The 23,420-nt window shown below is 69.4% G+C and carries 9 protein-coding genes and 1 tRNA gene; 1 reads left to right on the top strand and 9 read right to left on the bottom strand.

The window, feature by feature from the left end; all coding sequences use genetic code 11:
• Positions 1-29: 29 nt before the first annotated feature.
• Positions 30-3,629, top strand: coding sequence for a cobaltochelatase subunit CobN (gene cobN, locus OG878_RS21150; RefSeq protein WP_328891319.1), 3,600 nt, complete (start codon positions 30-32; stop codon positions 3,627-3,629).
• 36 nt (positions 3,630-3,665) lie between these two features.
• Here cobN and OG878_RS21145 read toward each other — a convergent pair whose 3' ends face one another.
• The 9 genes from OG878_RS21145 to OG878_RS21105 all read right to left on the bottom strand — a co-directional run bounded on the left by OG878_RS21145 (position 3,666) and on the right by OG878_RS21105 (position 23,371).
• The gene (locus OG878_RS21145) at positions 3,666-4,787 is read right to left on the bottom strand and encodes a lipid II:glycine glycyltransferase FemX (RefSeq protein WP_328888226.1); all 1,122 of its coding nucleotides are present in this window, start codon (positions 4,785-4,787) and stop codon (positions 3,666-3,668) included.
• Positions 4,788-5,261: 474 nt separating this feature from the next.
• Positions 5,262-5,334 (bottom strand) — tRNA-Lys (locus tag OG878_RS21140).
• Between the two features lie 90 nt (positions 5,335-5,424).
• Positions 5,425-6,951, bottom strand: coding sequence for an amino acid permease (locus tag OG878_RS21135; RefSeq protein WP_328888225.1), 1,527 nt, complete (start codon positions 6,949-6,951; stop codon positions 5,425-5,427).
• Positions 6,952-7,039: 88 nt separating this feature from the next.
• Complete coding sequence (locus tag OG878_RS21130) at positions 7,040-8,614, bottom strand: FG-GAP-like repeat-containing protein (RefSeq protein WP_328888224.1); 1,575 nt, start codon at positions 8,612-8,614, stop codon at positions 7,040-7,042.
• On the bottom strand, positions 8,614-10,758 hold the full coding sequence (locus tag OG878_RS21125) for an FG-GAP-like repeat-containing protein (protein ID WP_328888223.1): 2,145 nt from the start codon (positions 10,756-10,758) through the stop codon (positions 8,614-8,616). Before OG878_RS21125 ends, OG878_RS21130 begins: the two co-directional genes overlap by 1 nt.
• Before the next feature lie 228 nt (positions 10,759-10,986).
• Positions 10,987-14,157 carry an FG-GAP-like repeat-containing protein gene (locus OG878_RS21120; protein ID WP_328888222.1) on the bottom strand — a complete coding sequence of 1,057 codons (3,171 nt, stop codon included), beginning with the start codon at positions 14,155-14,157 and terminating at the stop codon, positions 10,987-10,989.
• Positions 14,158-14,440: 283 nt separating this feature from the next.
• On the bottom strand, positions 14,441-17,350 hold the full coding sequence (locus OG878_RS21115; protein WP_328888221.1) for an FG-GAP-like repeat-containing protein: 2,910 nt from the start codon (positions 17,348-17,350) through the stop codon (positions 14,441-14,443).
• Between the two features lie 436 nt (positions 17,351-17,786).
• Positions 17,787-19,991, bottom strand: coding sequence for an FG-GAP repeat domain-containing protein (locus OG878_RS21110; protein ID WP_328888220.1), 2,205 nt, complete (start codon positions 19,989-19,991; stop codon positions 17,787-17,789).
• A gap of 260 nt (positions 19,992-20,251) precedes the next feature.
• A complete protein-coding gene (locus tag OG878_RS21105; RefSeq protein WP_328888219.1) occupies positions 20,252-23,371 on the bottom strand; it encodes an FG-GAP-like repeat-containing protein in 3,120 nt (1,039 codons plus the stop codon).
• Positions 23,372-23,420 lie beyond the last annotated feature (49 nt).

The raw sequence follows: 23,420 nt of genomic DNA, 5'->3' as shown, positions 1-23,420 counted from the left end.
TGGACACCCCGAGGAAGGCCCGACGCCGCATGATCCTGCTCCTGTCGACGTCCGACACCGACCTGCTCAGCGCCCGCGCCGCGGACGGTCCGGTGACCTACCGCTACGCCAACCCCTCGCGCCTGCCGCTCGACGGCCTCCCGGCTCTCCTCGACGGCGCCGACCTCGTCGTCGTACGTCTCCTCGGCGGTGTCCGGGCCTGGCAGGAGGGACTCGACCAAGTCCTGGCCACCGGACGGCCGGTCGTCGTTCTCACCGGTGAACAGGCCCCCGACGCCCAGCTGATGGCCGCCTCCACCGTGCCGATCGGGATCGCGGCCGAGGCCCACGCCTACCTGGCGCACGGCGGCCCCGCCAACCTGGACCAGCTGGCCCGGTTCCTCTCGGACACGGTCCTGCTGACCGGCCACGGCTTCGAACCCCCGGCGCCCGCCCCCTCCTGGGGTCCCCTGGAACGCACCGCGCGCGCCACCGACGGCCCGACCATCGCGGTGCTCTACTACCGCGCCCACCACATGAGCGGCAACACCGCGTTCATCGACACGCTCTGCCGGGCGGTCGAGGGCGCGGGCGCCCGCGCCCTCCCCCTGTACGTCGCCTCGCTGCGTACCCCGGAACCCGCACTCATCGACGAACTGCGCGCCGCCGACGCCATCGTCACCACCGTCCTCGCCGCCGGCGGCACCCGGCCCGCCGAGGCGTCGGCGGGCGGCGACGACGAGTCGTGGGACGCGGGCGCCCTCACCGGCCTCGACGTACCGATCCTGCAGGCGCTCTGCCTGACCGGCTCGCGCAGCGACTGGGAGGACAACGACGAGGGCGTCTCGCCGCTCGATGCGGCCGGCCAGATCGCGGTCCCCGAGTTCGACGGCCGGCTGATCACCGTCCCGTTCTCCTTCAAGGAGATCGACGAGGACGGCCTGCCCGCGTACGTCGCCGACCCCGAGCGTGCCGCCCGGGTCGCCGGAATCGCCGTACGCCACGCGCGGCTGCGCCATATCCCGGCCGCGGACAAGCGCCTGGCTCTCGTTCTCTCCGCCTACCCGACCAAGCACTCCCGTATCGGCAACGCGGTCGGCCTCGACACCCCGGCCAGCGCCGTGGCCCTGCTGCGCCGGCTCCGCGCCGAGGGCTACGACTTCGGTCCCGAGGCCGACCTCCCCGGACTGGTCTCCGGCGAAGGCGACGAGCTGATCCACGCCCTGATCGAGGCCGGCGGCCACGACCAGGAGTGGCTGACCGAGGAGCAGCTGGCCCGCAACCCGGTGCGGATCCCGGCCGCCGACTACCGGCGCTGGTACGCGACGCTCCCCGCAGAACTCCGCGACGCCGTCGAGCGGCACTGGGGCCCGCCCCCCGGCGAGATGTTCGTGGACCGCTCCCGCAACCCCGAGGGCGACATCGTGCTCGCCGCCCTGCGCCGCGGGAACCTCCTGATCCTCATCCAGCCGCCGCGCGGCTTCGGCGAGAACCCGATCGCGATCTACCACGACCCCGATCTGCCGCCCTCGCACCACTACTTGGCCGCATACCGCTGGATCGCGGCCGCCCAGGACGACGGCGGCTTCGGCGCCGACGCGGTGATCCACCTCGGCAAGCACGGCAACCTGGAGTGGCTGCCCGGCAAGAACGCGGGCCTGTCCGCCGCCTGCGGCCCGGACGCGGCACTGGGCGATCTTCCCCTCGTCTACCCGTTCCTGGTGAACGACCCGGGCGAGGGCACGCAGGCCAAGCGCCGCGTCCACGCCACCCTGATCGACCACCTCGTGCCGCCGATGGCCCGCGCCGACAGCTACGGCGACATCGCGCGCCTGGAGCAGCTCCTCGACGAGCACGCTCAGATCGCCGCGATGGACCCGGCGAAGCTGCCCGCGATCCGCGCCCAGATCTGGACCCTGATCCAGGCCGCGAAGCTCGACCACGACCTGGGACTCGACGACCGCCCGGACGACGAGGGCTTCGACGAATTCATCATGCATCTGGACGGCTGGCTCTGCGAGATCAAGGACGCCCAGATCCGCGACGGCCTGCACGTCCTGGGCGGCGCCCCGGCCGGCCCGGACCGGGTCAACCTGGTCCTGGCGATCCTGCGCGCCCGCCAGATCTGGGGCGGTACGGCGTCGCTGCCGGGGCTGCGCGAGGCCCTGGGCCTCGACGAGTCCGCCGCCACCCGCACCACGGCGGACGAGGCCGAGGAACAGGCGCGCGCCCTGGTCCAGGCGATGGAGGACGCGGACTGGGACCCGTCGGCCGTCGCGACCGTGGCGGCGTCCCACCCCCGGCCGGTCGCGGACATCCTCGACTTCGCCGCCCGCGAAGTGGTCCCCCGCCTGGCCGCCACCACAGCGGAACTGGACCACACCGTCCACGCCCTGAACGGCGGGTTCGTCCCGGCGGGCCCGTCCGGCTCCCCGCTGCGCGGCCTGGTCAACGTCCTGCCGACCGGCCGCAACTTCTACTCGGTGGACCCCAAGGCGGTCCCCTCCCGTCTCGCCTGGGAGACCGGCCAGGCCCTGGCCGAGTCGCTCCTGGAGCGCTACCGCACCGACAACGGCACATGGCCCACCTCGGTGGGCCTCTCCCTGTGGGGCACCAGCGCGATGCGTACGTCGGGCGACGACGTCGCCGAAGCGCTGGCGCTGCTCGGTGTCCGCCCGGTCTGGGACGACGCCTCGCGCCGCGTCACCGGCCTGGAACCGATCGACCTCGCCGACCTGGGCCGGCCGCGCATCGACGTGACCCTGCGCATCTCCGGCTTCTTCCGCGACGCGTTCCCGCACACCATCGGCCTGCTCGATGACGCGGTACGCCTCGCCGCATCCCTCGACGAACCCGCCGAGCAGAACCACATCCGCGCCCACGCCCAGGCCGACCTCGCCGAACACGGCGACGAACGTCGTGCCACCACCCGCATCTTCGGCTCCCGCCCCGGAACCTACGGTGCGGGCCTGCTCCAGCTCATCGACAGCCGCGACTGGCGCACCGACGCCGACCTCGCCGAGGTCTACACGGTGTGGGGAGGCTACGCCTACGGCCGCGAACTGGACGGCCGCCCGGCCCGCGACGAGATGGAGACGGCGTACAAGCGCATCGCCGTGGCCGCCAAGAACACGGACACCCGCGAGCACGACATCGCGGACTCGGACGACTACTTCCAGTACCACGGCGGCATGGTGGCCACCGTCCGCGCCCTGCGCGGCACGGCCCCCGAGGCGTACATCGGCGACTCCACCCGCCCGGAAACGGTCCGCACCCGCACCCTGGTCGAGGAGACGTCCCGCGTCTTCCGCGCCCGCGTGGTCAACCCGAAGTGGATCGAGGCGATGCGCCGCCACGGCTACAAGGGCGCCTTCGAACTGGCCGCGACGGTCGACTACCTCTTCGGCTACGACGCGACGACGGGCGTGGTCGCCGACTGGATGTACGACAAGCTCACCGAGACGTACGTCCTGGACCCGGCCAACCGCGAGTTCCTCCAGCAGGCCAACCCCTGGGCCCTCCACGGCATCGCGGAACGCCTCCTGGAAGCCGAGTCCCGCGGCATGTGGGCCAAGCCCGACCCCGCGGTACTGGAGGCGCTGCGCCAGGTGTTCCTGGAGACGGAAGGGGAACTGGAGGGCGAGGACTGACCCCCGAGGGGCGTGGGGGACTTCCCGGGCCCGGCCTCAGCGGCGGGACATGTACAGGTCGAGCGCCTTGTGCAGGAACCTGTTGAGCGGGAAGTCCCATTCGCCCAGGTACTCCACCGCCTGACCACCGGTGCCGACCTTGAACCGGAGCAGGCCCAGCAGGTGGTTGCCCTCGTCCAGGGTGTCCGTGATGCCGCGCAGGTCGTAGACGCTCGCGCCGAGTTCGTGGGCGTCGGACATCATCCGCCACTGGATGGCGTTGTTCGGCTGGACCTCGCGCTTGCGGTCGGTCGACGCGCCGTACGAGTACCAGACGTGCTCGCCCACGGTCAGCATCGTCGCCGCCGAGAGGACCTCGCCCTCGTGATGGGCGAGGTAGAGCCGCATGCGGTCCGGGTCCTCGTCCGCGAGGGCGGTCCACATCCGTTCGAAGTAGGCCTGCGGGCGCGGGATGAACCTGTCCCGTCGCGCCGTCTCCACGTAGAGCTCGTAGAAGACGGGCAGGTCCTCATAGCCGCCCCGGACGACTTTGACGCCCGCCTTCTCGGCCTTCTTGATGTTGCGGCGCCACTGCTGGTTGAAGCCCTGCTGGACTTCCTCCAGCGACTTCCCGGCGAACGGGACCTGGAAGACGTACCGGGGCTGGCCGGCGGCGAACCCGTCCTCGTCGCCCGGCTCGGTCTGCTGCCAGCCCATCGCGCGCAGCCGGTCGGCGACGGCGAGGGCCCCCGGCTCGTGGGACGTGGCCTCGGCGTCCCGCAGCCGTCCGGCCTGTGGATCGGCGATCGCGGCCTTGACGGCCTCCGCGCTCCAGCGGCGGGTGACGACGGGCGGGCCCATCTTCACCGAGAACACGCCCTGCGCCTTCAGATGGCCCAGCATCGGGCGCAGCCACCGGTCCAGATCCGGCGCGGACCAGTCGATGAGCGGCCCTTCGGGCAGATAGGCGAGGTACCGCTTGAGCTTCGGCAGCGGCCTGAGCAGGACCAGCCCCGCACCGACGAGCCGGTCGCCCTCGTCGAACCAACCAAGGCTCCGTGCCTGCCAGTCCGGCTTCACATCCCCCCACGAGGGAACCTGCATGTGGCTCGCGGAGGGCCGGCGCCCGACGAACGCCAGGTGCTCCTCACGGGTGATCGCCTTCAGGCGCAGGCTCATGGGGTGTGCTCCTTCGTCCGGACGCGTCAGCCTACTGACGATGTACCGCACATCGACGGCAACCGGCGCGCCGCCGCGAAGAAGAGGCAGCAGGACGCGGGTGTGATCACTCGGCCGGGGGGTCCCGGCCGAGTGACCGCCCGGCGCGCAGCAGGCGCGGACCGCGTCCTCGACGCTCATGCGATCCATGGCGCCCGGTCCACGCCGCGCCACGCGCGGGCCTCCGCGCGGATCGCCTCCGTCGGCGAGCCGTGGCGAACACCTGCTCATGGAGCACGGTTTGGCGGGACGCAGCGGACCGCGCTTCGGCGCTCGTGCCGCGGGCCCGGCAGACGGTGCAGTCTGCGCCCGCCGATGACGGGCGTGACCCCGTGGTGAGCACCTGACCATCGGATTCCGCCCCGAGCGGGCTCCGAACATGACAGAGCCCCCGTTGACGCAGGTCAACGGGGGCTCCGACCCCGAGGGGTCCGGTAGGCCGTGTGGGACTCGAACCCACAACCAACGGATTAAAAGTCCGCTGCTCTGCCAATTGAGCTAACGGCCCTTGCCGATCACCCCTGAGCATAGCCCGCCGCGGCCCGGCCGCCGATCGAGTATCGGTCGCCGGGCCCGTCGAACCGGGAACTCGGGCCGGTCAGTCCGGTGCAATGTCCGCGCTCGCACCCTTGTGATCCGGTTTGAGGAACCAGTGGCGCGCCGACGCGAACCACCATGTCGCCGCGAACCCCAGCACCACCAGGACCGCGACCGGGGCGTAGTTGAACGTCTCCCAGGTGACCGGGGACAGCTGCGGCAGCATGAAGAGGACCGTGATGACCGCCACCCACACCACCGCGACGATCCCGATGGGCCGGGACCAGCGGCCCAGGTGCCAGGGGCCCGGGACGAAGTCGTCGCCGCGCAGGAGTCGGAGCAGGGTGGGGATGACGTACGCGATGTAGAGGCCGATCACCGCGATCGAGGTCACTGCGGCGTACGCGGTGACGTTGATCAGGTACGGCACACCCAGGACGAGTGCGCCGATCGCGGCCAGCCAGACTGCGGCGACAGGGGTTCGGGTGCGGGGGCTGACCGTGTGCCAGACACGGGAGAACGGGAGTGCGCCGTCCCGGGAGAACGCGTAGATCATGCGGCTGTTCGCGGTCACGGACGCCATCCCGCAGAACAGCTGGGCGCCGATGACGACCAGCAGCAACAGCTTTCCGGTGGTGGCGCCGAGGGCGTCCAGCAGGATCTGGGCGGGCGGGGCGCCGGTCGGGGAGTTCAGGGCTCCGTCGTACGACTGGATGGCGAAGGTGAAGCCGAGGAGGAGGACGAAACCGGCGATCCACGACGTCCAGATCGACTGGACGATGCCGCGCGGACCGGCCGTCGCGGCGTCGTGGGTCTCCTCCGTCATATGGGCGGAGGCGTCGTAGCCGGTGAACGTGTACTGGGCCATCAGCAGGCCGATCATCACGACGTAGAAGCCGCTGCCCCACCCGGTGTTGTTCACGAACTCGGTGAAGACGAACGACGCCGACTGATGGGAGTCCGGTACGAAGGTCAGGGCGCCGACGATGACGGCGACCCCGAGTACATGCCACCACACGCTCACGCCGTTCAGGACGGCGACGATGCGGACCCCGAAGGTGTTCAGGAGCCCGTGCAGCAGAAGGATCGCGGCGAACAGCAGGACCGTACGGCCTGGCGTGACCTCGAAGTCGAACTGGAGGTTCAGGTACGCCCCCAGGAACGACGCCGCCCCGAAGTCGATCCCGGCGGTGACGGCGACCTGCCCCAGCACGTTGAACCAGCCGGTGAACCAGGCCCAGGCCGCCGCCGAACGCGGCGGGGCCAGCCGGTGCGCCCAGAAGTACAGGCCCGCGGACGTCGGGTACGCCGAACAGATCTCCGCCATCGCCAGGCCGACGAACAACGTCATCAGGCCGACCGCGACCCAGCCCCACGTGATGACGGCCGGGCCGCCGGTGTTCATGCCGAACAGGTAGAGCGTCAGGCAGCCGGAGAGCACCGAGATGATCGTGAACGAGACGGCATAGTTGGCGAACGCGGACATCCGGCGGGCGAGGACCTGCGTGTAGCCGAGTTCGGCCAGGCGCGCTTCGTCCGCGCCCGGCTCCGGGGCACCGCGGGGACGGTGTGTGCTGGTGTTTGTCATGCCCCCAGCGATTCCCTCGCCGGGGGCACGGCATGCGCCGTCTCGAGCCTCGATACGGTGACGCGAGGCGGGGCCGCCTCGACCGCTCTCAGCTGATCTTGGCGTAGTTCTTCCAGCGCGTGACCGCGAGCTGCTTCCTGCTGTCGAACCCGCCCTTGTGGTCGGCGTTGTACAGGTACACCGCCCCGGCCGGCGTGCGGGTCAAGATGTCCTGCCGCCCGTTGTGGTCCATGTCCCCGCTCGCCACGATCGCGTTGTACACGTTCCAGCCCCCGCCGACCCGGGTACGGGCGGCATACCCGCCCTTGCCGTTGCCGCGGTACAGCCAGAGGACCCCGGCCCTGTCCCGCGCCACCAGGTCAGACCGGCCGTCACCGGAGAGGTCACCGCGCCCGGCGAGCGAGGTGTACACGTTCCAGCCGCCGCCGATGCGCGTACGGCCCGCGAACTTGCCGTCGCCGGTGCCCCGGTAGAGCCAGAGCACCCCTCCGGAGTCCCGGCCGATGAGGTCCACCCGGCCGTCGCCGGAGATGTCACGGACACCGACCAGCTGGTTGTAGATGTTCCAGCCGCCGCCGATCCGCACCCGGTGGTCGAAGCCGTCCGGGCCTTCGGCGTCGCTGCTGGGTACGCGGTAGAGGGTTCCGCCGGTGGTACGCGCGATCATGTCGCCGTAGCCGTCGCCGTTCATGTCCCCGGCCTGCAGGAGTGTGGAATAGCCACCGGCCACGGCAGAGCCGGTGCTGTCCACATAGCAGTCCTGCAGCCTGCGCTGCGTGTCCGTCGTACAGATGTCGATCAAGTAGTAGTCGGTCCCGAGCTTCTCCAGGGCGAGCACGCTGCCGCTGTTCCTGTAGTCCAGGTCGACGTCCCTGGACCATTCGTCGACCAGCGCCCGGTAGGAGTCGATACGGGTGTAGAGGCGGACCCCGCCCTGTACACACCCGGTCGACTTCGTCGCCGAGACGGCGACGAGCTTGCCGCCGGCGACCAGGGCGCCGCCCGCGTCCCCGAAGCACTGGTCCTCGTCCGCGACCGGCGGTGCGCCCGGCGCGGGCGCGGTGCACAGCGCCCCGGACGGCAGTGCGGCCCCGAGCAGCGAGGCGCATTCCGCCGCCGACTTCACGACCACCTGTTCGGAGTGGCGCACCCGGGGCGCCGAGTCGAGGTCGAGACCGGACCAGGAGTAGTACGTCGCCTTCGCCCCGGCTGCCCGGAGCGCCGAGTCCGCCGCGGCGGCGAGGACCGGCTTGCCGCTGTTGTCCGGGGTCCGCCGGGTGACGACGGTGAGGGCGGCGCGGCGGCTCGTCGCGTCGTACTGCGGATGGCTGCGGTACGAGATCCCGCCGGCACCGCCGGTGATCTGGCCTGACGTCAGGCTGTACTCCGAGGCCATGTCCTGTTCGTCCATCCCGGTGAAGCAGTCCGGGGTGGCGAGCGTCTTGGTCTTCGACAGGACGATGCCGGTACAGGCCCGGTGGGAGCCGTTCGCCCAGTCCTCGTTGTAGAGCGGGATGACCCATGACGGCACGGAGGAGGCCGCCGCCGCGCCCGGCGCCCCCGCGCCTAGCAGCCCCGAGACCAGCGCCCCAGAAGCCGCCACCACGGTGAGGAGGCGGCCGGAACGGCGCCGCGCTGTTGCCCTGCTTGCACGTGTGCTCATCAGAAGATCCCCTTGTAGACCTGCCACCCGGTGGCGATCTGGGTACGGGGCCCGAACGATCCCTTGCCGTTGCCGTCGTTGCGGAAGAGCTTCCCGGCCGAGTCACGCACGACGATGTCGTTCTTGCCGTCGCCGCTCAGGTCACCGATGCCCACGACCGAGTTGTAGGTACGCCCCCAGTCCGAGAACACCTTCACCCGCGGCGCGAAGGTGCCGTTGCCCAATCCGTTGTAACGCCACAGGCCGCCGTCGCGGTCGTGGCCGAGCAGGTCGGGGCGGCCGTCACCGGTGATGTCGCCGACGCCCGTGATCTGCCCGTACGTCTTCCAGTTGGCGAAGATCCTGACCCTGGCCGCGAACTTCCCACCGGCCGCTCCTGCGTAGAAATACATGTCGCCGGTGGCCGTCTGGCGGGCGACGAGGTCGGCCCGGCCGTCCCCGTTCAGGTCGCCGGGCGAGGTCAGCACGTCGTACTGCTGCCAGCCCTTGCCGATCGACGTATGGCTGCTGCCCGGCGTGTACCCCGACTGCCCACAGCGTCCGGCGTACTGCCGCAGCTCTCCGCCCGGCATCCGCACCAACAGCTCGGCGCACCGGTCGCTGCCGGTGTCGGCGAACGGCACGGCAAGCGTGCCGGCCGGCCAGCCGGAGCCGGACGACTTGCCCTCGAAGCGGCCTCCGCTCTGCCCGAACTGGACGGTCAGCCCACCGGTGGAGTTGAGGGTGACCAGGTCACCGAGGCTGAAGTAGCCCTGGTCGTGGAAGCCCTCCTTCCCTCCGGCCACCGAGACGGTGCCACTGGTGGTGTACGTCCCCACGCCGTCCTCGGCCGTCACCTGCAAGGACCAGGTGTGCCGGCCGTTGCCGACGGGCTCTCCCGCGTCGGTCCGGCCGTCCCATTCGACGTCGGCCTCGGTACCGGGACCGCCCTTCATGGTGCGTACGGTACGGCCGAGCCAATCCTTGACCGTGTACGTCCACGTGGCCGGCTTGTTGAACTGCCAGGTGCTGGACCACACCGGCGCGCCGTACTTGCCCTTCATGTCGAGGTAGCTGTCGCTGACGTCGGAAGCGATCTTCGCGAGGGGCTGTGCGGGCACACCACTGGGCACGATGTGGAGGGAGTGCGCGGCATCGACGTACGCGATGTCCCCGCCGAACTTGTCCACCGCCCAGGTCAGCCGTCGCTGGTCGGCGGTGTTCCCGGCCGGGAGGTCGGCCACCTCCCGGGGCACGGCGGCCACGCCGGTGTGGAAGTCGGTGAGCAGGAGCTTCCCCGCGTCCCGGTCGTGCCTGACGAGGAACCCGTCACCCACGAGGGCGGGCCCGGACGGCACCGTGAAGGACTTCTTCGCCGTACGGTCGTAGACTCCGGCCGCGCCGGCCGGCCCGCAGTTCCAGTAGACCCAGCGTCCGACCGTACGCACCTCCTTGATCACACAGGGGGCACCGGTGGCGACCGTCTCCATGACCTTCTTCTGCGCGATGTCGATCGAGGTGAGCGCGCCGGTGACGGATCCCGCCGCCCAGAGCCTGGTGCCCCAGACTGCGGCGGCGGTGGGCTTGCGCGTCCAGTTCTCCTGGGTCGCCCGGTACTTCTGGACCCCGGAGATGTACTGCGTGGCGGGCGATCCCGCGTCGACGACCGCGTAGCGGCCGGTCAGGTCCACGATCCGCGTCGTGGAGAACGTGGCGTCGGGGACGTAGTAGAGACTGCTGGGAGTTACCCAGACCTGCACGGTCTCCTGGCCGTCCGACCCCACCTGAGTCACGCCGTAGTGGCCGTTGCCCGCAGCGACCAGGGTCACACAGGAACCGGCATCGCACGGCACCCGCTCAAGGCTCTGCCCGAAGGCGTACTGACCTGCGAAAGCCCCGCGCACCGGCTCGCCCGCGGACGACGCGTCCGCGCTGATCCGGCGCGACATGACGTACTGCTCACCGTTGGCGGCACGCTCCACGGTGTTCAGCACGCCACCGCCGAAGTCCAGGCCCCAGACGCCGGTCGTGGTGACGGGGGTCGGCACCACCTCGGCGCCGGGGCTCTCGGCCCGGGCCGCACCGGTACTGAGCGGCAGGAGCACCGCTCCTCCGACGGCCGCGGCAAGCAATGGGGCCAACAGGCCCTTCCGTACCGATGTCATACGCGTCCCTCCCCGGGAACCCACACAGGGCATGAGGAGGACGCGGCAGCAAGTGCCGCGGTCCGCGCGAAGTGAAAGCCCCCCGGCCCCAACCCCCCATGCAAGTGGGCCGACTTTAACAGCAGCCGCACAGGTGCCGATAGGGAATTTTCGAACCTGTTCAAAGTGAGGGCCCGTACAACACCGAGTCGATGTCGTACGGGCCCCGAGCTGCGAGGCGCAGGTGGTTCAGGAGAGCCGGGAGTACATCTGCCAACCGGCCCCGACCTTGGTGCGGGCGGCGAAGAGACCCTTGCCGTCACCGCGGTAGGCCCACAGCACGCCGGCCGAGTCCCGGGCGAGGAGATCGGCCTTGCCGTCACCACTCGCATCGCCCACACCGACGAGCGAGTTGTAGATCTGCCAGCCGGCACCGACCTTCACCCGGGTCGCGAGCGTGCCGGTACCGGTCCCGGCATAGCGCCACAGCACACCGGCCGTGTCCCGCGCCAGCAGGTCACCCTTGCCGTCACCGTTCAGATCACCGGCACCGGCGAGAAGGTAGCCCTTCCACCCCGTACCGATCTTCACGCGGGCGTTGAATGCACCCGTGCCCTTGCTCGTGTACAGGTACAGATAACCGGTCGACGTCTCACGGGCCAGCAGATCCGCCCGCCCGTCCCCGGTCAGATCCCCCGGGGACGTCAACGCGTCGTACACGTTCCAGCCCAGACCGACCTTCGTGTACGCGGTCGTCGACTTCAGCGCACCACCGCACGCCGGCTTGTACGCCCGGAGCTCACCGCTCTTCACACGCACCAGCACGTCATTGCACCCGTCGGCGCTCACATCGTCGAACGGAACCGCCGACGTCACCTCATTGGCACCGGTCCAACCCGACCCCGAGACCTTCGAACTGACCGTGCCGGTCCCGTTGCCCGTACCACCACGGAAATCAGCAACCCCCGCCGACGTGAACGCCAACAGATCACCGAACCCGTCGTCCCCGACGAAGTCACGGGCAACCGCCGCACCACCACCCGTCAGCTGCACCGAACCCGACACCGACAGGTCCGCGCCCTGACCGTCGGCCGGCTTCGCCGACAGCGTCCAGGTGTACGCACCGTTGGCGACGAACTTGCCCGCCGCGTTCTTGCCGTCCCACGTGGCGCTGACCGTGCCGCGGGCCTCGCCGCCGGCCACCGTACGCACGACCTGGCCCGACGCGTTGTTCTTCACCGTGACCTGCCACGAAGCGGCCGGCTTGGACAGCCACCAGGTGCCCGCCCAGTTCGGAGCGGCGGCCCGCAGATCCAGCGAGGTTCCGGGCGCCTTCGTGTCGATCACCGAGAGCGGCGAGGCCGGGACACCCGTGGGAACGATGCGAACCCGTCGGTCGTCCCCGGTGTACGCGACGTGGCCGCCGAAGCGGTCGACGGTCCAGCCGGAGCGACGCACCGTGCCCTTGCCCAGGTCCGCCGCGCTCACCAGCGGGCGGTTGGTCAGATTGACGTACGCGCCGCTGGTCGGCAGGCCGTTGTGCAGATCGAAGAGGGTGAGTCCGGCTTCCTCCGTGTACGCGACGAAGTAGCCGTCGGCAAGGAGGATCTTGGCGTCCGGCGCCGTCATGGAACGCCCGGTCTGCCGGTCGTAGACGCCGGCGCCCCTGAACCAGTTGTCCCGGCACTCCCAGTACACCCAGCGGCCCACGGCCTGCAGCTCGGTGGGAACACACTTGTTCAGCGTGGTGAAGGAGGTGCCCGCCGTACCCGCCGGCAGGCTCTTCGAGGACACCGTGGGCGAGTCCTTGAGGCCACTCCAGAATGTGTTGCCCCACACCGTCGCGGCGGCCTGTGAGCGGTTCTCCACCACCGCGCCGGAATCGGCGCCCTGGAACTCGACGATCGCCTGATTGCCGCCCGACGCCTCGTTCACGACCCCGAACCGGCCGGAGAGGTCGACGAGCTCCGGGGTGTGCATGCCGGTGGTGAGCCTCGGCCCCCAGTTCGCGGTCCCGTTCGGGAAGAGGATCGTCTTGGTCTTGCCGTCGGCCTGCTCGGTGCCCTCCTTCTGGCCATGGTGTCCGTCGCCGCTCGCGAGCATGGTGACGCAGTAGGAGCCGTCCAACCACCCGCAGTCCGCCTCCCGCCCGCTGGTGAGACCGTCCACCGTCGTCCGGATCTCCTCGGGACGTCCTGAGGTCTTGAGCCACGTACTGCGGTAGCCGCCGATGTACGTGTGCGGCTGGAAGAGGTTCGAGTCGTCGGCCGTGGTGAGGATGCCGCTGCCCAGGGAGATGCCTGCGGGCTGTGCGGGCATGTCCTCGATGTCGGCGACGCGCTTGCGCGTCACGGTGCCGTCTGCGGCGGCCGTGAACCGGTAGTAGCCCCAGTCGAGGGCGCCACGGTCGGTCCGCGTCTCGGCTCCGGCGACCAGGACGGAACCGTCCGGCGCCCAGGACAGGTCGGTGCGGGCGACGGCCAGCAGTTCCTCGGTGGTCTCACCGTCGTCGGAGAGACGGAGCAGCGGCTGCCCGCGGTACTCGTTGTCCCCCCCGTTGAGGGAGCGGGCGCCGATGAGCGAGTTCCCGAGCATGCGGAACGAGTCGACGTAGAAGTTCCTGATGTCCAGCACGCGGGGCGGGGCCGTCAGATCGTTCCGGTCGTACACCTCGGCGACGTCGCCGGTGCCATCCCCCGGGCCCACCTGCAGAAGGGTGTCCTTGCCGAGGGTGACGTCGTTGGCGTCGGCGGCCAGCGCCTTGACCTGTCCGCTCGCGAGGTCGACGAGCCACCAGCCGTTCTTCATGGTGGTGTCTTCCCAGCGGATCCCCCGGACGACGACCGACCGGGTGTCACCCTCCGAAATGGTCAGGCTCCACCCTTCGGGAAGCCCTTCCAGCCGCTGCTCCTTGACCCCACCGGCCTCCGCCCGCAGCAGATGGAGACTCGTCGTGGCCTTCTCGGTACCGGTGCGGGTGATGACGGTCGTGCCGTACGTCTCGACGTACGACTGTCCTTCCGGAATCGGCACGGTGGTGGTCGCCCCGCCGCCCGCGCCCTGTTGCAGCGTGACGTGCGGGCTCGGGCTCTCCGAATAAATCGCCACGGTGTCGGACCCATGGCCGAAGCCGGTGGGCCAGTCGCCGAGGGGGCGGCCTGCCTCGACGTCGTACTCGAGCGGCTTCGGGAGCCGGTGTTCGAGAACGGTGGCTGTTCCGGTCGCGTAGTCGATCCAGCGCAGGCGGTCGTCGCCTTCCTGCGCCGTCAGGAAGCCGGTCTCACCGGCGTTGAGCACACGCGTGGCACGGGGCACGAAGCGTGCTCCCGGCTTCACGACGACGGTCTCGCCGGACGTGTCGGCGACAGCCGTCCCCGTGGCGGTCGCACCGACCCCGGCGGTGACCGCCAGGGTGACCAAGAGGGCGATACGGCCGGACGCGCGCCGGCTTCTCCACCCGCTGGATGAGCGAGTCAATGTGGAAGTCCCTCCCCGGGAAACATGGCACGAGGGGAGGTCCTCAGTGAACGCACTGTGGTCCTTCGTGGCGCGGCTGCTACCGCTCGCACCACCACCCCCGAGCAGATGCGGCGACTCTAACAGCAGTCGCGGACAGCCTGACAGAGGGTTTCGAACTCGTTCAAAGGCTCAGGGCCCGTACGGCATCCAGCAGTCGTACGGGCCCTGAACATCAGGTCACACGTCAGGACAGGATCTTGTACATCTGCCAGCCGCCCCCGACCCTCACCCGCGTCGCGAAGAGCCCCTTGCCGTCACCGCGGTAGCTCCACAGCACCCCGGACGTGTCCCGGGCGAGCAGGTCGGCCTTGCCGTCACCGCTCACATCACCCACACCGACGAGCGAGTTGTAGATCTGCCAGCCACCGCCGACCTTCACCCGGGTCGCCAGCGTGCCCTTGCCTGTACCGGCGTAGCGCCAGAGCACACCCGCGGTGTCCCGCGCCAGCAGGTCGCCCTTGCCGTCACCGTTCAGATCACCCGCACCAGCCAGGAGGTAGCCCTTCCACCCCGTACCGATCTTCACCCGCGACTTGAAGACCCCGGCGCCCTTGCTCTCATACAGATACAGATAGCCCGTCGACTTCTCACGAGCCAGCAGATCCGCCCGGCCATCCCCCGTCAGATCCCCCGGGGACGTCAACGCGTCGTACACGTTCCAGCCCCCACCGACCCTCGTGTACGCAGTCGTGGAGTACAGCGCACCACCGCACGTAGGTTTGTAGGCCCGCAGCTCACCAGTCCACACCCGCACCAGCACGTCATTGCACCGGTCACCGCTCACATCATCGAACGGCACCGCCGCCGTCACCGTGTTCGCACCGATCCAGTCGACGCCCACCTCCGTCGCATCCACGCGGCCTGTACCCGTACCGGCCCGGAAGTGGGAATCACCGGCCGACGTGAACCCCAGCAGATCGCCGAACCCGTCACGCCTCACGAAGTCGCGCGGCACTGCCGCACCACCGGTCAGCTTCAAGGTGCCCGAGGTGATCGCGTCCGGGCCCTGCCCATCGGCCGGCTTCGCCGTCATCGTCCAGGTGTACGCACCGTTCGGCACGTATCCACCCTTTTCATTTCTGCCGTTCCAGGTCGTCGAGACCGTTCCACCACCCGCATTCGGGCTGCCCGCCTCGGTGTGTACGACCGTGCCGGTGGCCTTGTTCCTGATGACGATCTGCCAGGAGGCCACCGGACGGGACATCAGCCAGCGGGCCTTCCAGGGGTTAGCCCAGCCGACCGTGGCGCCGACCTCGGACTCGATGGGCGCGACCGGTTGCTTCGCCACCCCGCTCGGTACGAGATGCATGTGCTGGTCGGCCTCGATGTAGGCAACCGGACCACCGAACTTGTCGACGGTCCAGGTCACCCCTCGCTGGTTCACCGCAGAGCTGGGGAGGTCACCGATGTCGTGGGTGTCGTTCGCCGTGCCGTCCCGGAATCCGGTGAGCTTGAGCTTCCCGGCCGCCTTGTCGTGCTGGACCAGATAGCCGTCGCCGATCAGAGCCTCGCCACGTGGCACGTCGATGTTCTTACCGGTCGTCAGGTCCCAGACCCCCGCTTGCCCGGTCGGGCCGCAGGACCAGTAGATCCAACGGCCTACCGCCTGAAGCTCCTTGGCCACGCATGGGGCACCCGTCTTGATCGTGGTCGTGATCTTCAGCGTCTTCAGGTCTTGCGCTGTCAGCACACCGGCGGTGGTGGTGGCGGACCACAGCTTGGTGCCCCAGACGGAGGCCGCTCTGATCGGTCGTGAGAGGGGATGCGTGTCGTATCCACCGAGATCGCCGACGTACTGGAGATCCGGATTGGTGCCGTTGAGGATCACGTAACGGCCGGTGAGGTCGATCAAGGAACCTTTACCGGAGTTCATGCGGAACCAGCGTGGGTCGTCCACCTCGTACAAGGCACCGACGTCGGTTTCGTCGCCCCAGCTGTCCGTCGCGATCGCGTGGCCGTCTCCGGACGACCACGGTCCTCCGCTGTGAGAATCTGCCCAACCCTTGTACAACGGACCACCCACCGCGAGCCCGCCGGCCGTCGTGGTGACGGTCCGGCCGAAGATCGACGGCAGAAACATGGAGTCGGTCTCATTGGTCGCCATCACCCCGTTAGCCAGCGAGAGCCGCGCCACGCGTGCGACCACGGGCGTCACGGGGGCTACTACCGACATCGTGAGCGCTTCAGGATCAATCTTCCGCAGCGCCCACTGCCCCGAGTCCGTACCTGCCACCACGACCAGACTCCCGTCTGCAGCTCCGGCCACCACCGAGGAAGCGTGCCGCACCAGAGTGACCGGGTCGCCGCCCGTGAACGGTATGGCGTGCAGACGCATCCCCGATTGGTCAGCGCTGTCGCCCGGATCGTTGTTCGGGGCGTACCAGGCGACCAGCAAGGTGGAGCCGGCCGCTCCGATCACGGGAAGCTCTCTGTACTCCGGCTTCAGATCGATCACGGTGGGTTCGGCCGTCGGGTTGCTGCGCGGCACCCAGCTGACATCTCCGCCCAGCCAGGCCAAGCGATCTGCGGTCAGCACCACTTGCTTGACCGTGGTGCCCGCCGTGGCAGGCACGTCGGTGAACTTTCCGGTCTCGAAGTCGATCAGCCCGAGGCCATTGACGCCGTCCGACCGGCGATACCTGACGACCAACGTGGCATCGTCCGCGGCCGCCGCGGCGGATATCTCGGCACCGACCGGCAGGTCGATGGTGGCGTGGACCGTGGCCGTCTCCCCGCCGTCCCATTCGGCCAAGTGGAACGTGTAGTCCCCAGCCGTTCCGGTACGCGTCACCACGTGCCGCCCCGCCCATGTCACGGCGACGTGGCCCGCCGGCAGCGCAAAGACACTCGTCGCTCCGCTGCCCAGATCCGTCCCCCGCAACTCCCCGCCGGCGTACGTGATGATCGTGTCCGAGCCCGCCGGGAGCCACTTGGGGTTCGTCAGTGCGTATGCGGCGGCATGCGTCGTGACCGGAGAGGCATCGGGCACATCGATGTCTCTGGTGACACCGTCCCAGCTCGTCCACAGCAGCCCGTCGTGGCCCTCCTGCCGGTAGAGCACGCCCGAGGCCCCTGCCCCGTACGGGATGGTCACCCTCGGGACATACCGGTTGGCCGCGAACGACACCTTCCCCGGCGGCGCCGGAGTGCCCTCGGCACCGGCCTGCCCCCCGGCGGTCAGTCCGAGTCCCGCTGCGAGCCCGATCGTCAGGGCAATGGAAGTGCATCTTCGCGCACGACGACGCCTCATGTACGTGTCCCTCCCCAGGAGCAGAAACGGGCAAGGGGAACCACGACGGCCTGTCGGCGAAGAAGAAGTCGGAAGCAGTGACGGCCAGGATGGTGGCGGTGATCCCAGCGGGGCCCACCCCGCTCTCCCCATGAGCCCGGAAAGCTGAGCGGATCGTAGCAACGATCCGACCAGTCGCGAAGGCATTTCTCGAACCCGTTCAAAACGGGAATGTGTGCACAACTATCAAGGCCCGTACGACATTCACCAGTCGTACGGGCCCTGAACATCAGATCACGCGTCAGGACAGGGTCTTGTACATCTGCCAGCCGCCGCCGATCCTCACCCGCCCGGCGAACGTGCCGGCGCCGGTCCCGTTGTACCGCCACAGCACGCCCGCCGTGTCCCGGGCGACCAGGTCCGCCTTGCCGTCGGCGGTGATGTCGCCGACGGTCGCGAGCGTGTTGTAGATCTGCCAGCCACCGCCGACCTTCACCCGGGTCGCGAACGTGCCCTTCCCCGTGCCGTTGTACCGCCACAGCACGCCGGCCGTGTCCCGGGCCAGCAGATCGCCGAACTTGTCACCGTTCAGATCCCCGACGCCGACGACCGTGTTGTAGATCTGCCAGCCATTGCCGATCTTCACGCGCGGTGCGAGCTTGCCCGCGCCGTTGTCGGCGTACAACCACAGCTCGCCGGCCGGCGTGCGGGCCACCAGGTCCGTCCGGCCGTCGCCCGTCAGATCGCCCGGCGACGTGAGCGCGTTGTAGATGTTCCAGCCGCTGCCGATCGTCAGCCGCGTCCCGCTCGGAGAGAAGGCCTTCCCACAGCTGCCGTCGTACCGAGTCAGCACACCTGCGGAGTTCCGCACGAGCAGGTCGTTGCACCGGTCTCCGGAGAGGTCCCCGAACGGAACGACCATCGACGTTGCCGGCCAGCCGGTCGCCGAGGCGCCCGTACCGAGGCCTCCCGCGCCCGACCCGGTGCGCACGGTCAGCGTCCCGCCCGAGGTCAGCGCGAGCAGGTCGCCCTTGCCGTCGCCGCTGAAGTCACGCCACTTGGGGAGTGGCTTGACGGGGGCGGGGGCGGTGGTGGCCGCACGCACCTGGGTGGTGAAGTCACCGGTGGACTGCTCCCACACGGCGACGGGGCGGTTGTCGGCGCCGACGGTGATCTGTCCCTTGGCGTAGCCGCTGGTGTTGGTGCTCAGTGGCGTCGGGGCCGTGGACCAGACACCGTTCACCCGGGAAGACGTCATCGTCCTCCCGGGCGAGCCGCCCTGGGTCCACACCGCGTGCGCGCTCCCGTCGGAACCAACCGTGAGATCGAACTGGTACTCCGACGCGGAGCGCGTGGAAAGGGTCTTCACGGCGGACCAGTTGCCGGTCGCCGCGGACCGGGTGGCGGTCAGGGCTCTGAAGCCGGAGCCCTCGGCATAGGCGACCCCAAGCACGGTGACATCGCCCTCGGGGCCGACCGCGACCTTGCGCCAGCCGCCGGTCGCGAACCCGTTGATCGGCTCCGGGGCTCCCCAAGCCAGGCTTCCGGCCGGACGCTGGGTGAACACTTCGGTCGTCTCAGCGCCCTCCGGGGACTCCCAAGTCGTCCAGACCAGCGTGGAGCGGCCGTCCTGGCCGAGTGTCAGCGTGGGGTTGTCCGCGTGAGCGTTCGGGGCGGAGACGGTGACCGGCTTGGTCCAACCCGTCCCGCCATGGACCCGGTCGGCGACCTTGATCGCATCGTTGTCTGCACCGTACTGCGTGAAGGCCACGGTCGCCGTGCCCTGGTCCGAGTAGACGAGCTCCGGATCGGATACGAGCTCCATGTCCGCAAGTTCCTCGTCCAGCCGGGCCGGCTCCGACCAGGCCTGGCCGGGCGCCTCACGGACCGACGAGTACAGCTCGGACGAGCGTTCCGAGTTGCGCCTCCACACCGCAACGAGAGTCCCGGACGGCGAGCCGGCCAGCTTGCCCCCCTGGATGTTGTCCGGGTCGGTCACGATGTCGACCGGGGTGGACCAGGTCGTGGCGCCGGCCGCGAGCACGGCCATCCGGAAGGCAGCACCCGGATTTTCCTGGTGGTTCGGGATGTCGTTCGGGTACTCCACCCACGCCGCCGTGACGGAACCGTCGGCCGAGACGACGAGCTCCGCATTGCCGCGCTCATACGCCGTAGTCGTGAGAACGTGCGGCGCTCCCCACGTGCCGCTGCCGGCCGGGCGCACCGACACGACGAGTTCGCGCTTGCTGTGGTCGCTGGGTATGCGGTTCCAAAGGGCGACGACGGCTCCGTTCTTGGCCGTCCTGACGTCGAGAACGTCCTGGATGGCCGTACCGTCCGTCAGCGCCGCGGACGCCGCCCACGGGTCGAGGCTTGCGGCGGCACCAGCCTGCGTCGCAAGAACCGGGGCGGCGGTCGCCGTCGAGGACAGCGGGCCGATACCGGCAAGAAGGGTCGCTGCGGCAACAGCCGCAACGGAATGGCGTAGAAGAGCGCTACGAGGCACTCGGGTCCTCCCCTGATACATCTGAGAGGCATGGGAAATCAGCGGCGTCTGCACTCGGCGGAAATGCCGAGCAGAGTGTGCGAGAAGGCCCCCAACCACACCGCCCCCATGCACGTGAGCGGACCTTACCAGCGACCCCATCAGCAACGGAAGGTTTTTCGAACCCGTTCAACGCGCCGCTCATGCGCCCGTTCCATGCAACAGGGCCCGTACGCCACCGAGCCGGTGTCGTACGGGCCCCGAACCACAAGGCGGGGAACTCAGGAGAGCCGGGAGTACATCTGCCAGCCGCCGCCAACCTTCACCCGCGCGGCAAAGAGACCCTTGCCGTCACCCTTGTAGCTCCACAGCACCCCGGAGGTGTCCCGGGCGAGCAGGTCGGCCTTGCCGTCACCACTCAGATCACCGGCGCCCACCAGGGAGTTGTAGATCTGCCAGCCGCCGCCGACCTTCACCCGAGCAGCCAACGTGCCCTTACCCGTACCGGCGTAGCGCCACAGCACTCCGGCCGCGTCCCGCGCCAGCAGGTCACCCTTGCCGTCACCGTTCAGATCACCGGCACCTGCCAGCAGGTAGCCCTTCCAGCCCGTACCGATCTTCACCCGCGACTTGAAGACACCCGCACCCGCACTCTCGTACAGGTAGAGGTAACCGGTCGACGTCTCACGAGCCAGCAGATCCGCGCGACCGTCCCCCGTCAGATCACCGGGCGAGGTCAGCACGTCATAGACATTCCAGCCCGCACCGACCTTCGTGTACGCAGTCGACGACTTCAGCGCACCACCGCACGACGGCTTGTACGCCCGCAGCTCACCGCTCGACACCCGCACCAGCACGTCATTGCACCGGTCACCGCTCACATCATCGAACGGCACCGCCGACGTCACCGTGTTGGCACCGGTCCAACCCGACCCCGACACCTTCGCATCCACAAGGCCCGTACCCGTACCGCCGCGGAAGTCGGCCACACCCGCCGACGTGAACGCCAGCAGATCACCGAACCCGTCACTCTTCACGAAGTCGCGCGGCACCGCGCTGCCGCCCGTCACCTGTACCGTCCCCGACTTCGTCAGCGCCGCTCCGACACCGTCCGCGGGCTGCGCCGTCAGCGTCCAGGTGTACGCACCGTTCGGCAGCAGTCCGCCGTCGGCGGCGTGCCCGTCCCACGAGGTGGCAACGGAGTAGGTGGCGGCGCCGCCGGAGCGGGTGGCCACCACCTTTCCGGTGATCTTGCTCCGGAATGTGACCGTCCACGACGCCGCCGGCTCGGACAACCACCACTCGCCGCGCCAGGCGACGGGCGTGCTGTCCGTGTCGGCCGTCGTCGTCACCACGCTGTACGGCGAGGTCAGGGAAGCTGCGGGCAGGCCGGCGCGCAGGACGCGGATGCCGGTCTTCGTCTGCACGGCGATGTCACCGGTCCGCGGGTCCAGCGCGGGGCTCCAGCCTTCGAGCGGCTGCCCGACGGCCGTGCCGCTGTGCACGTCGTAGCGGGTGGCGCCGGCGGTCACGACGACCCCCTTGCCGAGCTGCGCCGTACCGACATCCGTCAGAGGTATGTTCGTACGGGTGCTCAGGTTGTACACACCAGCAGACTGGTAGGGATGGGCTGTGGTGTCGCAACGCCAGTACAGCCACTCGCCCACGGCCTGGATGTCGATCGGCGAGGTACATCCGGCCCCCACGGTCACGGTCGTCAGCTGCGCTCCCGTGTGTGCGTCCTTGGCCGTCATGGTCAGCTTCCCCGCGACGGCGGTCTCGGACGACGTCCACAGGGTGTTGCCCCAGAGCGCGCTCACTGCGGACGGCTCCTTACGCACCACCGCGCCGTTGTTTATGTCGATCACGTGCGACTCGCGTACGCCGCTGGTCGTCGGGCCGGTGACGAGCACCAGATTCCCGGACGCCGCGCGGACGACCGTGCCGTAGTAGCCGTCCTCGCTCCACGTGCCACTGAAGCCCGTCTTCCACTGGATCCCAGGAAACGCGCCGTCCTTGTCCACCACGGAGAGGGTCCCCTCCTGCTCCGGGGTGGCGCTCCGGTAGACGGTCCGGCCGTCCCCGGTGGCGACCAGTGCGGGGCAGAAGGACTCTACGGTGTCGCCGCAGTTCTGCAACGGCCGCTGGAGGCTGCCCCGGTCGATCCGGGGACCGTAGCCCGGGGACGCCGCGGTGAGGTCACGCGTGTACACAGCGGTACGCTTGTCTCCGTATTCCAACGCGCTGACCTGTCCGTTGTCCATCAGCACACGCCGGGTGGTCATCGGCACGGGCGCGATCGGGTGCAGCCGCACCGCATGCGCTTCACCCGTGCCCTCCGCCGTGATGGCGGTGAATCCGTAATCCAGGGCGGACGCACCACCCATGATCACCAGGCCCCCGTCCGGCCGGACCACCACCCTGTCCAGGACTGCACGAGCCACGAGTTCACGTTGCGCCGACCCGTCGAAGGGGCGAGCGAAGACGCGCCACTGGGCGGCGTTGTACGCCCTGGCGCCGTATGCGGGGTCGTACCGCCCGACGATGAGCGAGTCGCCGACGACGCCGATGATCCTCTCGGCGTCGAAGGAGGCGGGCAGATCACGCACAGGAGCATCGAACTTCCCCTGCTCGTAGATATGCAGGCCCTTCGCCGTAATCAAAATAATATGACGGTCCGTCACCGTGGGTTGGCCGTAGTGCGCCTCCGGCATCAGCGTGAGCTCTGCGGTGCCGAGGTCGACCCAGCCGTCCTGCACGGTCGTACTGCCGGATTCCATGATGGTTGTGAGGAATCCCCGCGCGGTCGCCCGCCCGACGGTGTCGAAGGTTGCACCCTCCGGCAGCCCGGTCACCTTGCGGTCGGTTGTGGTGCCGTTGTCGTTTCGCAGCAGATGCATTTCGGACCACGAACCGTCGTTGGCAGACGGGCCGATTGCGACCACGGTGTCCCCGAGCGTCGTGAAGTACCGCTCGCCGGCGGGGACCGTGACGATCGTCGACGTCCCGGACGCCATATCCCGCAGAACGACGTCTCCCACACCGCCCTTGGGGGGCAGTGCCACCGTGTCCGAGTCCGCGCCGTAGTGCTCGATCGGGTCCCACGACCCCAAGCCGTCGCCGCCTTCGACCCTGCGGGTGACCCCGTCATACGTCGTCCAGTCCAGCCCGTAGTCGCCCGGAGTGGTGCTGGCGTGCAGGAAACCCGTGGTCCCTGCACTCATGACGCTGCTGGTACCCGGTGTCGTCCGCAACGTCGCCGGAATCGTGATGTCCGTGACCGGATCGTCGGCGTGCGCTGCCGGCATCGAACCCAGCCCGGCCGCGAGCACGGTGAGAACAGCGAGCGCCGCGCGCCTGCGTCCGGTGGTCCGTCTGCGTACAACGGCATGGTGCGTCAAAAAAAGGTCCCTCCCCGGAAGCCTGAAAAGGCGTGAACGGCACAGGGAT

It is taken from the genome of Streptomyces sp. NBC_00316 (assembly GCF_036158715.1).
In the GTDB taxonomy this organism is placed as follows: Bacteria; Actinomycetota; Actinomycetes; order Streptomycetales; family Streptomycetaceae; genus Streptomyces.
Note: the sequence above shows the minus strand (reverse complement) of the source record. Positions and strands in the feature narration are given on the sequence as shown.

What these genes read in the sequence shown, in the direction of transcription:
- OG878_RS21145 (WP_328888226.1), bottom strand. Translation starts at nt 4,787, where the DNA reads ATGAGCCTGCGCCTGAAGGCGATCACCCGTGAGGAGCACCTGGCGTTC.
- cobN (WP_328891319.1), top strand. Translation starts at nt 30, where the DNA reads ATGATCCTGCTCCTGTCGACGTCCGACACCGACCTGCTCAGCGCCCGC.
- OG878_RS21130 (WP_328888224.1), bottom strand. Translation starts at nt 8,614, where the DNA reads ATGAGCACACGTGCAAGCAGGGCAACAGCGCGGCGCCGTTCCGGCCGC.
- OG878_RS21135 (WP_328888225.1), bottom strand. Translation starts at nt 6,951, where the DNA reads ATGACAAACACCAGCACACACCGTCCCCGCGGTGCCCCGGAGCCGGGC.
- OG878_RS21125 (WP_328888223.1), bottom strand. Translation starts at nt 10,758, where the DNA reads ATGACATCGGTACGGAAGGGCCTGTTGGCCCCATTGCTTGCCGCGGCC.